The sequence below is a fragment of the Mucilaginibacter dorajii genome (assembly GCF_024808255.1).
Lineage (GTDB): Bacteria > Bacteroidota > Bacteroidia > Sphingobacteriales > Sphingobacteriaceae > Mucilaginibacter > Mucilaginibacter dorajii.
Genome location: NZ_JANTYS010000012.1, coordinates 99,351 through 116,478, shown reverse-complemented (window position 1 = coordinate 116,478; position 17,128 = coordinate 99,351). Strand labels below are relative to the sequence as shown.

12 protein-coding genes are annotated in these 17,128 nt (G+C 41.9%); 3 read left to right on the top strand and 9 right to left on the bottom strand.

Annotation, left to right across the window (positions count from 1 at the left end; genetic code table 11):
* Nucleotides 1-120: 120 nt before the first annotated feature.
* From FHS10_RS17115 to lpdA, 8 genes are all read right to left on the bottom strand, one after another.
* Nucleotides 121-912, bottom strand: a complete 792-nt coding sequence (locus FHS10_RS17115; protein WP_259092786.1) for a PhzF family protein — start codon at nucleotides 910-912, stop codon at nucleotides 121-123.
* Between the two features lie 190 nt (nucleotides 913-1,102).
* Complete coding sequence (locus FHS10_RS17110) at nucleotides 1,103-2,542, bottom strand: early set domain-containing protein (RefSeq protein ID WP_259092785.1); 1,440 nt, start codon at nucleotides 2,540-2,542, stop codon at nucleotides 1,103-1,105.
* A gap of 1 nt (nucleotide 2,543) precedes the next feature.
* Nucleotides 2,544-3,500, bottom strand: coding sequence for an aspartyl protease family protein (locus FHS10_RS17105; protein WP_259092784.1), 957 nt, complete (start codon nucleotides 3,498-3,500; stop codon nucleotides 2,544-2,546).
* 86 nt (nucleotides 3,501-3,586) lie between these two features.
* The gene (locus FHS10_RS17100; protein WP_259092782.1) at nucleotides 3,587-4,252 is read right to left on the bottom strand and encodes an ATP-binding cassette domain-containing protein; all 666 of its coding nucleotides are present in this window, start codon (nucleotides 4,250-4,252) and stop codon (nucleotides 3,587-3,589) included.
* A 3-nt stretch (nucleotides 4,253-4,255) separates the two neighbouring features.
* Nucleotides 4,256-4,558, bottom strand: a complete 303-nt coding sequence (locus FHS10_RS17095; RefSeq protein ID WP_259092781.1) for a hypothetical protein — start codon at nucleotides 4,556-4,558, stop codon at nucleotides 4,256-4,258.
* Nucleotides 4,559-4,758: 200 nt separating this feature from the next.
* On the bottom strand, nucleotides 4,759-5,619 hold the full coding sequence (locus FHS10_RS17090; RefSeq protein ID WP_259092778.1) for a sigma-70 family RNA polymerase sigma factor: 861 nt from the start codon (nucleotides 5,617-5,619) through the stop codon (nucleotides 4,759-4,761).
* Nucleotides 5,620-6,160: 541 nt separating this feature from the next.
* Nucleotides 6,161-7,000, bottom strand: coding sequence for an MBL fold metallo-hydrolase (locus FHS10_RS17085; protein WP_259092776.1), 840 nt, complete (start codon nucleotides 6,998-7,000; stop codon nucleotides 6,161-6,163).
* A gap of 152 nt (nucleotides 7,001-7,152) precedes the next feature.
* The gene (gene lpdA, locus FHS10_RS17080) at nucleotides 7,153-8,544 is read right to left on the bottom strand and encodes a dihydrolipoyl dehydrogenase (protein WP_259092773.1); all 1,392 of its coding nucleotides are present in this window, start codon (nucleotides 8,542-8,544) and stop codon (nucleotides 7,153-7,155) included.
* A 370-nt stretch (nucleotides 8,545-8,914) separates the two neighbouring features.
* On the opposite strand from lpdA, the gene FHS10_RS17075 reads away from it, so the two are divergent.
* Nucleotides 8,915-12,244 (top strand): TonB-dependent receptor, encoded by a 3,330-nt coding sequence (locus tag FHS10_RS17075; protein WP_259092770.1) that lies wholly within the window; start codon nucleotides 8,915-8,917, stop codon nucleotides 12,242-12,244.
* Nucleotides 12,245-12,316: 72 nt separating this feature from the next.
* Here FHS10_RS17075 and FHS10_RS17070 read toward each other — a convergent pair whose 3' ends face one another.
* Nucleotides 12,317-13,006, bottom strand: a complete 690-nt coding sequence (locus tag FHS10_RS17070) for a sterol desaturase family protein (protein WP_259092768.1) — start codon at nucleotides 13,004-13,006, stop codon at nucleotides 12,317-12,319.
* A gap of 246 nt (nucleotides 13,007-13,252) precedes the next feature.
* On the opposite strand from FHS10_RS17070, the gene FHS10_RS17065 reads away from it, so the two are divergent.
* The gene (locus FHS10_RS17065) at nucleotides 13,253-15,910 is read left to right on the top strand and encodes a TonB-dependent receptor (protein WP_259092765.1); all 2,658 of its coding nucleotides are present in this window, start codon (nucleotides 13,253-13,255) and stop codon (nucleotides 15,908-15,910) included.
* 21 nt (nucleotides 15,911-15,931) lie between these two features.
* Nucleotides 15,932-17,098: a hypothetical protein gene (locus FHS10_RS17060; RefSeq protein WP_259092762.1), complete on the top strand. Its 1,167-nt coding sequence runs from the start codon at nucleotides 15,932-15,934 to the stop codon at nucleotides 17,096-17,098.
* Nucleotides 17,099-17,128: the final 30 nt, after the last annotated feature.

Here is a 17,128-nt window from a genome sequence, read left to right as displayed (position 1 = left end):
TCTGTTAATCCTATAATCTGATAAATCGTGGTGCAGACAAATCCCGGTTCAGACAAAAAAACTTGCGAAGTTTTTAAAACTTCGCAAGTTTAATCAAGTTCCAACTAATGAACTAATGAACTAATGACTAATAATAATTTCGCCCTTTAAATACGTTACCGCTTTGCCGCTCATGAGCACGCGGTCGCCTTTGAGTTCGCACCAGAGTTCGCCGCGGCGGGCCGAGATCTGGTAGGCATGAAGGTTGTTTTTGCCCAGTTTTTTTGCCCAGTAGGGGATAAGGTTACAATGTGCCGATCCTGTAACTGGGTCTTCGGGAATGCCCGCGCCGGGTGCGAAAAAACGGGAAACAAAATCCGAATTATCGCCTGGCGCTGTAGCTATTACGCCTACGGTATCCATTTTTGACAGGGCGTAAAAATCGGGTGTAAGGTCTTTAATATCCTGCTCGCTTTCATAAACCAGGAAATAGTCCCTTGACCTTAAGAAAGCCCTTGGTTGTTTTTCGCCCAGTGCTTCGGCCAGTCCGTTTGGTGGCTCGATGGGGATAGGTGGCCGCGATGGAAAATCCATGGTGTACTTATCGCTATCGCGTTTAATATGAAGCGTGCCGGCTTTTAGGGTTTCAAAATGAATTTCGTTACCATCAAAACCTAATTCGGTAAACAATATATGCGCCGATGCCAGGGTAGCATGGCCGCAAAGGTCAATTTCATATTCGGGTGTAAACCAGCGAAGTTTATAGCCGGCTTCGGTCTTTACAAAAAAAGCTGTCTCGGCCAGGTTGTTTTCAATGGCTATCTTTTGCATAGTAGCATCGGGCAACCACTCCTCAAGCGGACAAATAGCTGCCGGGTTGCCGCCAAACAAAGTATCAGTAAAGGCATCGGCCTGGTATATAGGAATAGTCATGGCTTTTTGGTGTTATTAGCTAATATAGGGAGTAGAGTCAAGAATTAAGAATCAAGAATTAAGATTTTTATTGGTTTTGAGCGTATTGCGTATTTTTTGAACTTGCTAAATGATATCAAAAGCCCCTTTTAATTTAAAGCCCCTATATTTTTCCTGTCTTAACTCTTGATTCTAATCTCTTGACTCTCCGTCACTCTATCCAAATAAAAGAATTCCCGCTGTTGTGTTCGTTTTGCTCGTATAGCTTGTTGCCGGGATCAAGGATCCATTTACCATCTACCAGGAATTTGTAGCGGTATTTTCCCTGTTTAAGGTACATTTTGATGGTCCATTCGTTACCGGTATGGTCCATCACTAAGCCATCGGGGTCCCAATCGTTAAAATTGCCGGCAATGTGCACGCTTCTGGCTTTGCCGTAGCCTGCAAGTTTAAAGGTGTAATTGGGTTTTATACTGATGAATGAATTGGAAATGCCCCCCTCGGTAAGGTGGCGTGGGTTCACCGGGTCGGTTATCCAGTTGCCATCAACAATAAATTTATAGCCATAGTTGCCAGCTGGCACAATGATGGGGATAGCCCAGCCTGTGGTTGTTTTTTTGAGAAGGATCTCGCCAGGTTTCCAGTTGTTGAACGTACCAGCCAGGTAAACCTTTTTGGCCTGGGTATAGCCGGTAAGCTTAAATGTAACGGTTTCGCCCTGGTTTAATACCGAATTGATATGCCCGTCGGCATCTTTTATCGTGGTTGGGTTTGCAGGGTCGGTAAGCCATTGTCCATCTACTAAAAAGCGGTAGGTATGCGTGCCATCATGCAGATAAAACCGGGTTTGCCAGGCGTTACCAATTTTTTGAAGTACAATGTTGTTGGCATCCCAATTATTGAAACTGCCTGCCAAGGTTACCTTTTTAACATTGGTATAACCTTTAAGGGTGAAGGTATGGTTATACTTATAGTAAACCGAGTTTACATCGTTAAAGCCATCGGGATGTTGTTGCAGGTTATCCCTATCGCGTTGCCAGCGGCCGTCAATAATGTATTTGTATTCGTACACACCCGGGGCCAATTTTACATCGGCAACCCAGCCGCTGTCGGTTTTTAACATGGTGCCCTTGAGGGTGCTCCAATTGTTAAAGCTACCCGATAGCAAAACCCGTTTTGCCCTCAAAAAGCCCGGTAGGTAAAAGCGGGTTAAGCCCGATGGCAGATCATAAACGGTTAGCCTCATGAATTTATTGATGCCGAAGGTTTCATCGTCGGGGTAACCGGGTACGCCGGGATTGATATCATGATCTGGTGCTATATTGGTGGTGATGAGTACCGGCTGGTTTTGCGGGTTTATATCAAGGTCTTTAAGCGAACGGTTAAAGACTGCCGTATTTTTTTCGCGTTTAGCCAGTTTCCAGCCGTCTGCGGTTAATGCCGTAAAGTCGCCGTGTAAAATGGCAGATGTGTTGATGGTTTTGATGCCGGCTTTAGTAAGAATTGTATCCAGCTGTGGTTTTGAAGAGCCAAGATCAAGCATCAGTATCAAATGCTCTTTACCCAAAACCAGCGAGTTGCGGGTTTGGGCCCCGGCGATAAGGCCGAAGAGCAAGAGGAATAAAACGATGACCGATCTGCACTTTTTCATACTACTGGTTAGTGTAAATGTACATTTCAAATTCTTTTTTCACAAAGTTGATGCTAAAGATACCCCTGATAAAAAAATCGTATCCCAGGATGCCGTCAACCGAGTGCCCATAGGCCTTGCCCATTTTATCCAGGCTGGTTAACAATACCCTGTTTTTTATAAAGCGCCGGTCGCCAATAAGCAGGGTGTCAAACCGGGCGTAGATGACCTCAAATGCAGAGCCGCCTATGCCCGTGGTTTTTGACCTGCTGATCACCTGCATGCCGGGCAATATTTTGCGGGCACGGTCATAATCCATCAGGTTACTTTCGGCGCCGGTATCAAAGGCAAACCACATGGTATCGCCATTGGCAATACCTTTTATGAAAATTACATCATTGGCAAAACGGAAGGATGTTTTCATCCAGGGATCGTGAAAAGCCTTTTCTGCTACAGGTACATTGCCATCGGCATCCAGTTTTTGAATATATAGGGCGTTCCTGAACAGATCAACCGTAATGGAAAACTTGCTGAACAGGCGGGTACCCAATAGCCCCAGGATTTTAATGCCACGCCCGTTTTCTATAGCCGAAAGATCGGTAACATCGGCTGTGAGGCGCGTGTAATGAATATCTAAAATATTAAAGTTAAAAACAGCAGTAGTGAACGATTCTGATGCCGCGCCGTTTAAACCTGCCGGTTCCTGGTTATCTATTTTGCGCATGTTCCTGAAATAGGTGGCGTTGAGCACCAGGTAAGGCGCACCGGTATCCAGTACAAAATTACCGGCCAGGGTATCTATTTGCGCCTCTACAATGATAAGATTGCCCGCTCTTTTTATCGGCACTATCACAGTGTTGAAATCTCCGGATGGGTCAGGATCCGGGTCGCGAATGGCGTTTTTAAAGGTGATGTCGTCTATTGATACCTTCCCGGCGCATTGCCCGGTTTGCCGGCATGCCAGCAAAATTAGTAGCAATAAATATAAATAGGGCCGGCGCATTACATAGGTGGTTTATGATAGGTAGACAGGTTGAAAGGAGTATATGTTACAGGTGGATGGAATTAATTGATATGGCTCAAATAACCATAAGTAACCAAATCATCCTTGTGTTTAATCGGTCGGGTATAGCCGTTGGTGATCAGGATGATGCGATCACTTACATCAAGAATATTATAATATTGGTGATCCGTTAAAATAATCCCTTTTATTTGCGCGCATTTTTTGATGATTATTTTAAGCGCCTCGGCCTGGATGGGGGAGATATGGGTAAAGGGTTCATCAAGCAAAATAAAATCGGCCTTACTGTAAATAACCAGCAGAATTTCCAACTGCCTGAGTTCGCCGCCGGATAGTTCGGCTATTGTTTTTTCGTGGTAGTCGCGATAGATAGGGTGGGCGGCAAGGTCGTTGCTAAACCTGTCGTCAATAATGTTCATGGCCAGGTTTTTTATTTTGATGCCTTTGGGCAGGTAATTATGCTGCGGCAGGTAGGCAACACGCATATTTTTATAACCTTTTTTGATGTATTCGCCACTAATACTGACGTGTTTGTAAGAGGGGGTAAGGGTACCAAATATGATGCGAAGCAAAGATGATTTGCCACAGCCATTACGGCCCAGGATGCCTACAACTTCGCCCTGTTTACATTCCAGGTAAACATCCTGTAGTATTTTCCTGCCATCAAATTCCAATAATACGCTGTCGGTTTTTAAAATGAGTGGCTCCAAGTTTTAGCGGATAGTTGAGAGTGATATAAGGATGATGAAGATCAGAAAATCGAAACCGAAAGTATATACATATAAGCGGTTGATGCTATAGCCAGCATTGCGGAAATAGAAGTTTGTTTTGCTTGAATTGTAGTTTAAATACCGAACGCCCAGTGCAGATGCATAGCCAAATATTTTAACGATAAAAGCAAGCGCTATATTCAACTCGCCCTCAAATACATAATAAATAGCGAAGAAAGAGACCAGCAGGCACCATATAATTAAAGATTTATAAAAGTACCAGGTGATTCTGATGGTGTAGTTCATTCAGTTAATTATGACAGGTTAGCTGAATAACGTGAATTTTAATATTAAATTTTAGAGAGGAATTAATTCTTTGGATGACGGGCATAGCTGCAGACGCATGTGATGCGTCTCTACAAAAAAAGGCGAACAAAAAAGCCGGGATTTAAGCTTTAGCTTAACCCCGGCCTTCATATCTTAATTCTTGACTCTTGATTCTCCCCTTACCCTAAGTATGATTTTAAAATTTTGCTGCGCGATGTGTGACGTAAACGTTGTAGTGCTTTGTCTTTAATTTGGCGTACACGTTCGCGGGTAAGGTTAAATTTCTCGCCTATTTCTTCTAATGATAGGGGATGATTGGTACCTAAACCAAAGAATAATATGATGATTTCGCGCTCACGCTCCGTTAGGGTTGATAACGACCGTTTGATCTCTTCAGATAGCGACTCATTGATCAGAATTGAATCGGTATTAGGTTCGTGGTTTTCCAATACATCCAGCAGCGTATTTTCTTCGCCCTGTACAAATGGGGCATCCATAGATACGTGGCGGCCAGAGTTGCTCAAGGTATCGGAGATCTTATCAACGGTGGTTTCCAGGATATCGGCGAGTTCTTCGGGAGATGGCTCGCGCTCAAATTCCTGCTCTAATTTGGAAAAAGCCTTGCTTATTTTGCTTAATGAGCCTACCTGGTTTAAAGGTAAACGCACAATGCGCGATTGCTCGGCAATGGCTTGCAAAATAGATTGACGGATCCACCATACGGCGTAAGAGATAAACTTAAAACCCTTGGTTTCGTCAAAGCGTTTGGCGGCTTTAATCAAACCAAGGTTACCCTCGTTTATTAAATCGCCAAGTGTAAGGCCCTGATTTTGGTATTGTTTGGCTACAGAAACAACAAAGCGAAGGTTGGTTTTTGTTAAACGCTCCAAAGCCGCCTGGTCGCCCTCACGAATTTTTTGGGCTAATATTACTTCTTCTTCGGCTGTTATCAGATCAACTTTACCAATCTCGTGAAGATATTTATCAAGCGACTGTGATTCGCGATTGGTAATGGATTGCGTTATTTTGAGTTGTCTCATCTATTTATTAAACCTCTCTGTCCTTTCTATTTAATTACAGAACGACCAAAGTTATAAAATTGTTGTAAAAAATTACAATTGTATAGTCTATTTTCAAAAAAAATAAGCTATGCGATTTGTTTGTAATGTATTGATTATCAATTTATTGAAAATATTGATTTCTGAAATTTTGCTATTTTCATATAAAAATTGTCGAAACCTGCAAGCGGTATGGTTTTTGTGGTGTTCGTAAAACACTATGTAAATTTGGTGTTTTAAGGCGCAACCTCCCATACCGGGTTTCTCAATCAAATTAACCTTTTTTATCGCCTGCTTATACGTGTTTTACCCAAATTATGTTTGTGCACGTGATTTGAAAATTTGACTATTTGAGGATTTGAAGATGAGCTCAATCAAGGGCCTGTCATTCCTGTAATTTGACAATCATAGTTCAAACAAATAAGTGGCTCATACAAACTTGCGAAGTTTTTAAAACTTCGCAAGTTTAATCAAGTTCCCACTAATGACTAATGACTAATGACTAATGACTAATGACTAATGACTAAACCTCATTAAGCTTAAACACGTCCTTAACCCTGATGCCTTTTTCGGTTTGCTGTAGGGTGCAGCATTCATTAATCGGGTCGTGTTCAAAGTATAGGATGTAGTCATTTTCCAGGGCTTCGGTTAAAAATAGTTTCTTCTCTTTTAGTGTGGTGAGTGGGAACATATCATAAGCCATTACATAGGGCAATGGCAGGTGGCCGATGGATGGCAACAGGTCGGCCATGTAAAGGATCTGTTTGCCTTTGTAATTTATTAACGGCAGCATCATGGCCTCGGTATGACCGGATACAAAGCGGATATCAAAATCTTTGGTGAAATTAATCCCGTCTTCAGCTTTGATAAATTGCAGTTGACCGCTTTCCTGTATCGGTAATATGTTCTCCTTTAAAAAGGAAGCTTTTTCACGGTCGTTAGGGTTTACCGCCCAGTCCCAGTGTTTTGGGTTACTCCAGTATTTGGCGTTTTTAAAGGCTGGGAGCAGTTTTTCTCCTTTGCGCACCACCGCTCCGCCAACATGATCAAAATGCAGGTGGGTTAAAAATACATCGGTAATATCATCGCTGTAAAAACCTAAGGCTGCCAGTGACTTGTCCAACGTAGCATCGCCATGCAAATAATAATGACTTAAAAATTTAGCATCCTGCTTATCGCCAATGCCGGTATCAATCAAAATCAAACGGCCTTCATCCTCCACCAATAAACAGCGCATGGCCCAGGTGCAAAGATTATTGTCATCGGCCGGGTTAGTTTTGTTCCAGATAGATTTTGGCACCACCCCAAACATGGCCCCGCCATCTAATTTAAAAAAGCCGGTGTCGATAGTGTGTAATTTCATGGAAGTAGTGAGTTTTGAGTTATAAGTATTGAGTTGGGATTGTAGTTCAAAAATGCTAAATTATTTATTGGAGTTAAGCAAAAATGAGTTTTGAATTGCGACAAAAGCTGCAATTCAAAACTCACTACTCAGAACTCAATACTATAAAACTACTACAAGTGTATTACTTCACCGTAGGCGGCAGCGGCAGCTTCCATTACGGCTTCGCTCATGGTTGGGTGGGGGTGTACCGATTTGATGATTTCATGACCGGTAGCTTCCAGCTTGCGGGCGGTAACTACTTCGGCAATCATTTCGGTAACGTTATAGCCTAACATGTGCGCGCCCAGGAATTCGCCGTACTTAGCATCAAAGATTAGTTTTACAAAGCCATCTTTAGCGCCGGCAGCACTTGCCTTGCCCGATGCCGAGAATGGGAATTTACCCACTTTAATTTCGTAACCAGCTTCTTTAGCCGCTTTTTCGGTATAACCTACAGAAGCAACTTCTGGCGAACAATAGGTACAGCCGGGGATGTTGTTATAATCTAAAGGATGCGGATTTTGACCTGCAATTTTTTCAACGCAGATGATACCTTCGGCAGATGCTACGTGAGCCAAGGCCTGGCCTTTTACAATATCGCCAATGGCGTAAACACCTTCAACGTTAGTTTTATAATAATCATCGACCAATACCTTACCACGGTCGGTTTTAACACCATTTTCTTCAAGGCCGATGCCTTCGATGTTGGTAGAGATACCTACTGCCGATAAAACAATTTCGGCTTCGATAACTTCGGTGCCGGTTGCTGTTTTAATGCTTACTTTGCAAAGTTCGCCGCTGCTGTCAACAGACTCTACATTGGCGTTGGTAAGGATATTGATACCTTGTTTTTTAAGGATGCGTTGCAAACCTATTGAAACTTCCTCATCCTCTAAAGGCACAATATTATTTAAATATTCAACAACGGTAACTTTGGTTCCGATAGAATTATAGAAATAAGCAAACTCAATACCTATAGCGCCCGAGCCTACAACCACCATTGATTTTGGTTGTTTAGGCAATACCATAGCCTGGCGGTAACCAATTACCTTTACACCATCCTGTTTAATGTTTGGTAACTCGCGGCTGCGGCCACCGGTTGCAATAATGATGCTTTTGGCAGTGATTTGTTTGGTGCTGCCGTCGTTTAGTTTAACTTCAACAACGCCTTTTGATTTTAACTTGCCAAAACCGTTAATCACATCGATCTTGTTTTTTTTCATTAAAAACTGTACGCCTTTGCTCATGCCATCGGCTACGCCGCGGCTGCGCTTAACAACAGCTCCAAAATCAACCTCGCCGGTTCCGTTTATTTTAATACCATAATCCTGTGAGTGATTAAGGTATTCAAAAACCTGGGCGCTTTTTAATAAGGCCTTGGTAGGGATACAACCCCAGTTAAGACAAATACCACCTAATGATTCTTTTTCAATGATGGCAGTTTTTAAACCGAGTTGTGAAGCGCGGATTGCTGCTACGTAGCCACCCGGGCCCGACCCTATAACAATTAAATCGTAGTCCATATTTTTAATGATATACTTTGATAACTAAATTTTTGTTTTGAACGGATTAATAGCGGCAAGTGTTGCTGGCACATACAGCTGTATTTTTCAAAGGCCCAAAGCTAAGTAAAAACGGGCGAAATGAGAAAATTGAACATTTTACTGGCGCGATAAAATTTGGGATTTATAGTTCAGTTTTCTGATAGTGCAAAATAAGGTATTATTTATGAATATTACATTTAATCTACCGTTTTAGTATGGTATGTATGTGATATTATGACATTGTGTTGAAAAATAAGCAAGGATTGTTAACATAAACTTAACATTGACAATGAGGGGATTAGTTATCTTTGCTGCCAATTAACTCAAAGTATAATTAAAAAAGCAATTTATGAGGAAGCATTACCTTCTTTTATTATTATTGACCGGTTTATCATTCCTTATCAGTAGGAATGCAGCTGCACAGGGTGTAACCACCGCCAGCATAAACGGTATCGTTACCGACGCTAAAGGCGCAATCCCGGGTGCAACTGTAACTATCACGCACGTACCAACAGGTACAGTGTACGCAACTGTAACCCGTGCCGACGGCCGTTACAACATCCCTAACTTAAGGGTAGGTGGTCCGTATACCTTTAAAGTATCCTTTATTGGTTACAACACTTTCACGCAAGAAAACATTACATTATCTATTGGCCAGGATCAGCGCATCCCGGCTGTGCTGCAGGATAACACCACCGCGTTAGGTGAGGTTAAAGTTACAGCATCGGGAAGTAAAGTGATCAACTCTTCACGTACGGGTGCCCGCGAAACTATCAACCGTCAGCAAATTGAAAACCTGCCAACTGTTTCACGTTCATTAACCGATTTTACCAAATTAACGCCATCTGCCAACGGTTTAAGCTTTGGCGGTCGTGCAAGCACATTCAACAATATCACCGTTGACGGTGCTTTGTTTAACAACTCATTTGGTTTATCAGGTACTTTGGGCGGTCAAACCAGCTCACAGCCAATTTCATTAGATGCGATTGACCAAATCCAGGTTGATATCGCTCCTTATGACGTTCGTCAGGGTAACTTTACTGGTGCAGGTGTTAACACAGTAGTTAAATCTGGTACCAACGAAGTTAAAGGTACCGCTTACTACTTAGCACGCGGTTCTAAATTACAAGGTTACCATGTTGGTCCAACCAATCTTAACGTAACTCCTGTTAATTACCATACAGATGGTATTGCGGTAGGTGGCCCAATCATCAAAAATAAATTATTCTTATTCGTATCTGGTGAGCAGGAAAGAATTTCTCAACCACCATCAGCTGTATATGTAGCAGGTGGTAATGGTGCAAGTGGTGCAAACGTATCACAAGTACAGGGTGCAACACTTGATGCTATCGCAGCTAAACTGGCTACTTACGGATACAATCCTGGTCCGTACCAAGGTTATAGCTACAATACTTACAGCAATAAATTAACTGCAAAACTTGATTGGAACATTGATAAAAACAACACTTTAAGTGCTAAATATTTTTATCTGAAATCATACAAAGATCAGCCTGCAAGTAACTCAGGTATTGTGAACGCTAAAGTTGGCTACGGTACAACCCGCGCGCCAGGTATTAGCACATTGCCTTTCTACGGTTCTGGTTATACTATTAACAACAACTTTAACATTGGTATTGTTGAGTTAGACACACGTGTATCTAACACCATGTCAAACAAACTTACCGCGGGTTACTCTGCTTTAAGAGATTACCGTGCCTTCCTTGGTTCAGGTTCTATCCCTATGGTTGATATCGGCAATGGTACAAACGCTGCTGATGGTACTCAAATTACCGGCGCAACCGCAACTGCAACCAGCTTTGGTTCGGAGTTGTACACTGCAGGTAACTTGTTAAGCACCAACATCTGGCAGTTCTCTGATGATTTCACCATCTATGCAGGTAAACATGAGTTCACAATTGGTACTACAGACCAGATCCAGAGCTACACTAATGGTTTTGCTCCAGATTATAATGGTTTGTATACTTATAACTCAGCTTCAGATTTCATCAACGGTAACGCCGCCGCAGCTTATACCTTACGTTATTCTGCTGTAGGCAATAGCTTCCCTTACGCTAAAATTAAAGCGTCTATCTACAGTGCATACATACAGGACAAGTTCCATGTTACTGATAACTTCAGGTTAACATATGGTTTAAGGGCCGATTATGATGTGTTCCCTACTACTTTAGCTTCAAATGCTAATGCCGCTGCTTTAACTTTCCAGGGTGGTACTCATGTTGATGTATCTAAATTACCAAAAAACAGGATTCAGCTTTCTCCTCGTGTAGGTTTCAACTGGGATGTTAATGGTGATGGCTCTACACAATTACGTGGTGGGTCTGGCTTATTCACCGGTTCTGTTCCATTTGTATGGATCTCTAACCAGGCTTCAAACAACGGTTTATTATTTGGTTCATATACCATTACCAAAGCTGCCACACCAACAAACGGTCAGCTGAAATTTAACCCGGATGTTAATGCAAACCGCCCGGCTAACGGCGTTGCTAACTCATCATATGAATTAGATGTTGCTGACCCGAACTTAAAATATCCAAAAATATGGAGAACAAACTTAGCTGTTGATCAAAGATTGCCAGGTGGCGTTATCGCTACTATTGAGGGTGCTTATACTAAAGATATCCGCGCTATCTATCACCAGAATCTTGTTCTTTCTGATGGTTTTACTACCCTGCCTGGTACTGAAGGTCAAATACGTTACACTTCGGCTAATACTACTGTAGGAACAGCTGCTAACCCAACAACAGCTCAAAATCCTAACATTACTGGTTTATATTATATGAGAAATACCAACAAAGGTTTCTCATACTTCTTAACCGGTCAGTTACAAAAAAGCTTCACTAACGGTTTCGCGGCAAGTGTTGCTTATACTTATACCAAATCTAAAGACGTTAATGACGGTGGCTCAACTGCAAGCACTATTTGGAGCACAAGGTACGTTGCGGGTAATCCTAATACCGATAACCTGTCAAACAGTAGCTACGTACAACCAAACCGTGTAATTGCAACTTTCTCTTACCGTAAACAATTCTCTAAGAACACTGCAAGCACTTTGGGTTTAATATTTGAAGCTGCTAACAACGGTGCTGTATCTTACATTACCTCTGGAGATCCTAACGGTGATGGTGCTACCAACGATTTGATGTTTATCCCTAAAAACCAGGGCGACATCTTATTAGTTGCAGGTGCTCCATCTGCTAACGGTACAGTTGATAACCGTACTCCGGCTCAAATCTGGAATCAGTTGAACAACTTTATCAATCAGGATGCTTACTTGAGCGCTCACAGAGGTCAGTATGCTCAAAGAAACGGTGCTATTTTGCCAACTTACAAAAGGGTAGATTTACACTTTGCACAGGATTTCTTTATCCAGGCCGGCAAAACCAAAAACACACTTGAGTTTACATTTGATGTAATCAACTTTACTAATTTATTGAACCGTAACTGGGGGTTATACCAGGTTTCATACAGCGGTTTCAACAACGGTGCAACAACGGTGTTGAGGTATGCAGGTCCTGATGCTACTACAGGTCGTCCTACCTATTCATTCCCTTATCTTGATGCCAACAACCAGATTCCGGTTACTAAATCATTCCAGAATGATATTAGCATCCTGTCTCGTTTCCAGGCTCAAATCGGAGTTAGATACACCTTTAACTAAGATAAACTTAGCTTAAAATACAAAACCCCGGCCAAGTGATTGGCCGGGGTTTTTTTATGGAACGAATTAAAATTATCCCTTGTAGGTTTTAAAAAACTTATCCCAAATGGTAGTATAAAAACCATAGTTATAATGGATATTTAAATGGTGATTGTGGTGAAATGTAGATGTGCCCAGGTAACGGAAAGGGATAACCCGCCTGATAGAATGGGGGATAGGTTCGATGCCTAAATGCCCCATAATACCAAAAAATACATTTACAGTTAAGTAAATGAGTACCGAATAAAAATTGAAGTTAAGCGATGCCATAACCACCAGCCATAACGAGCCAAACCCTATGGTTTCGATTGGATGAAGTACAAAAAGATCAATAGGAATCGGATCGGCATGGTGGTGGTGAAAGCGATGGATTGCCTTGTAAACAACGGAATGGTGAATGGCATAATGAAAAATGAACATGGCCAGGTCCATCAGCATAAAAAGTGCTGCAAAATCTATCAGTATAAACCAGTTTATAGTAAAACTCATCCTAATATAACCATGTTGCCATAGCCAGAAACCGGTATATGTAATAGCCGTATTGATAAGATTTGTAAACAGGCAGATTGCTATTTTCTTATTTGATGCCCATTTAATGGGCTTATGATTAAACCGCAATACGGCCCAGCCAAATAACAGCGCCAGGACGGTAACCAACAGGTTTTCAAACATAAATATAAGCCATAGATTTAATGTTGATTGTGCCGATAGAAAGCTGAGCATGTTAAAATGTTATTTCAAAAAATAAAACTAACCAAATTGTACAATATTCATAAAACCTGTGTTTTTATATTTTGTGATAATTCGGTTTGTGTTAATCCGATTGTAAGTGCTTGTTTTATAATTATTTACGATAATTTGTAAAATATTAGTTATAATCGGAGGGTTAACATTAACTTAATATTAACCAGTGCTCCATTATTTACTTTTGTTTTCAATTAAATAGATAATTAATTAAAGACAAAGCAAATGAGGAAGATTTTACTTCTCTTACTATTTTCGGTATTTACAGTGGGAATTACCCACGCCCAGGAAAACAGCGGGAAACAAATTAAGGGTAGATTATTAGATGCCCAAACAAAAGAACCGCTTATTGGCGCTACAGTATCTGTAAAGGGTACAACAACCGCGGCTTCTGTAACATTAGATGGTACTTTTAAAATAAAAGTACCCGCGCAAGGCAACACAACTTTAGTGTTCAGGTACATAGGTTATGTAACCAAAGAACTGGAAGCTACCGGTACCGATCTCGGTACTATTACATTAGATCCTACATCGGCATCGGTTAAAGAGGTTGTGGTAACTGCCAACGCTTCGCTGGCCATTGACAGGCGCACACCAATAGCCGCATCATCGGTTAACAAGGTTTACATTGAAGAAAAAGGAGCAGGTGCCGAATTTCCCGAGCTTTTAAAGTCTACCCCAGGTGTAATGACCTCAAGAGGCGGCGGTGGCTACGGCGATTCACGTATCAACATCCGCGGATTTAGCAGCAACAACGTGGCCCTTTTAATTAATGGTATCCCTGTAAACGATGTAGAGGCCGGTAAAATATACTGGAACGATTGGGCCGGTTTGGCCGATGTTACGGCATCAATGCAGGTGCAACGTGGTTTAGGCGCGTCAAAAGTAGCAGTGCCATCTTTGGGTGGTACAATTAACATCACCACCAAAACTACCGAACGCCAGGAAGGCGGTACTGTACAACAGTCAATCGGAACGTTTAATCAAGCTAAAACCCTGGTATCGTATTCAACGGGCTTAACAAATAAAGGCTGGGCTACATCATTTCTGCTTTCAAGAAGCACAGGCGATGGTTATGCGCCGGGCTTATATTACACAGGTTACAGTTATTTTGCCAACGTATCAAAGCTGATTGGCGAATCACAAACCATCTCGTTTAACCTTATGGGTGCTACCCAAAACCACGGGCAGCGTTACACTTTTAATAATATCAACACTTATCGCAGCAGTCCGCTTGGTATCAGGTATAACTCCGATTATGGATATCTTAACGGCGTGTTAACAAGTGCCGAACAGAACTATTATAACAAGCCATTGGCATCTATTAACCACAACTGGCAAATTAATACTACGTCATCATTATCTACGGTACTTTATGCGTCATATGGTAACGGTGCTGCACGTTATTTGACAGGTACAAATGTTACGCTTACTCCCGGTAGTTCAACCGGTGTACCGCGTACAGGTGATATTTATTCGCCAATTGATTTTAACGCCATTACTAAGGCCAATGTGAGCAATGCGGATGGTACTGCAAGCAGGTATTTTATAAATAGTGTAAATGATCATAAACAATACGGTATACTAAGTACCTACAAAAAAACGATTGGTGATATCGATCTGTTAGCTGGTATTGATGGTCGTTACTATGAAGGCGAGCACTACAACCAGGTGAATGACCTGCTTGGCGGTTCATATATTGTTGATACCAGGAGTGCCAGTGCTACCAGCCCTACAGGTAACATCAACAATCCTAACGCCCACATTGGTGTTGGTGGCAAATTCAATAACGATTACAGGTATGAAATAGCCCAGGAAGGAGTTTATATACAGGCAGAGTACAACAAAAACGACCTTTCGGCTTTTGTGAGTCTTGCCGGTAATAATACAAGCAACCGCAGGGTTGATTATTTTAACTATCTGGATACCGATCCAAACCAAACCAGCAAATGGGTTAACTTTTTAGGTTACCAGGCAAAAGGTGGGGCTAACTATAACTTAGATAGCCATAATAACATTTTTGCAAATATTGGTTACATACAAAGGGCACCGCTGGTTGCTAACATATTTGTTAATAAAAAGAACGACCTTAACCCTGATGCCAAACCAGAGCAGTTAATGAGCTATGAGCTGGGTTATGGTTTCAGAAGCTCGATATTCAGCGCCAACGTTAACGTATACAGATCAACCTACAAAAACAGGGCTAAAACAGCTACATTTGTTGATCAAACGGATAATTCAGTTTACAACGTAAACATTTCTGGTATTAACGAAGTACACCAGGGTGTTGAGGTTGATGCCAAATTACGCCCGGTTAAAGATGTAACCTTAAGCGGAAGCTTATCAATTGGCGATTACCATTACACCAGTAACACCGGCCCAACCCAGGTTACCAGCGATAACGGAAAATCATTTACCCAGGATGCGTTGTTGCTTAAAGGCTTAAAAGTTGGTGAATTTGGTACAGCGAATACAAGTGCCCAAACCACCGCCGCGTTAGGTTTAGATGTGCAGGTTTTTCCGCAGGTAAAAATTGGCGCGAATTATAACTATTATGCCCGTTACTACGCCACTTTCGATCCATCAAAGCTTACTACTACCCAGCAAGCATCGGCAGGTGGTACAGCTTTTACAAACTATCGCTTGCCTAACTTTTCAACAGTTGATATGAACATTGCCTACCGCTTTAAATTTGCAGGGCTCGACGCGGCTTTAATTGGCAACGTGTATAATTTATTTAACACTACCTACATATCCGATGCTTTTGAAACTGCAATACCTAACAGCGTAGCGGCATATGGTTTTGTACCACGTACCAATAACCTTGGTGTTTGGTATGGTTCGCCAAGAACTTACGTAGCCACTTTTAAAATCAACTTTTAATCATTGCTAACAAGATATTTCATGAAAAAGATATTATATAACCTGATGTTACTTACAGCTATCGCTGCTGTATTTAGCGCCTGTCACCCGATGAATAACCTGTATGACGCAATCGGGCCGGTACCAACTCCTAATGGTACCCCGCAAACCTTTACACTGACACTGGCAGCGGCCGACTATAATTTGCTGCCTCCAACCAACTATGCTAAAACATCATTGAACTTTAAAACCAAAGATGATGCAGCATCAAGCATTCCGGTTATTTTAGGCTCAAAATACCCTAACTACGCCGATAAATCGAGCGTAGTGGTAACCTACGCGGTACCGCCGGTTACCGTAGCAGTTGCCGATTCGGTTTTTAAAGATGTAGCTTATACATTGGTTGATCCTACCGATTATCTTTTACTGCCTGGTAATAAATACAGTGATTTCAGCGCTTCACAAATTTTGGCCTGGTTGCCTTATAAGTACCCTACTCCGGTAGCCAACCAGTTAGCTGTATTAACTTTTATTTATTATGAAAGCGGTGCAACATCTACCGTAACGCAATCATTCCTGTATTTAAATGGCGCCTGGAAAAAAATCTATACCATATCTGCAGCGCAATATGCATCAATTGGTAAAGGTGGTACAAGCAATGATTTCGCCGCCGCAGATGCCGGCAACCTTACCGCTTATTTCAATACGTTTTTAAAGGCCGATGCCGCTGTTGCAGCTACCGCCAAAGCAGGCGATGTTCAATACATCAGCTTTAAATACTATGGAGGCAGCGCGGCTAAAACTTACCAGCGTGTAATGCCTTTAACTTTTGATGGCACTAACTGGGTTACTGCTTCATTACCACAAAGCCTAACTTTTGCCAGAACGGCCGGTGTTTGGGTAGCAGATAATACTGTTAATTACACACTTGCCGCTACCGATTATACCTATATAGGTACAACCACAGCGGGCTCGGATGCTGCCAGGGCTAACGTAGCACAATATGGTGATTTTAACATCACCACCGGTGCTGCAACAAGCTGGACGGATGCCGATTTACAGGCTGCTTTAATTGCAGTACTGGCGCATAAATATCCGGCTGCTGTTGCCAACCAAAAGTTTGTTTTAACGTATGCAGCATATAATGGTGCAACTATTAACCTAACCAAAACTTTCCAATTTAACGGTACCACGTTTGTACAGTTATAAGTGCAGTTTCTTCAAACAAAAAAGCCGCCG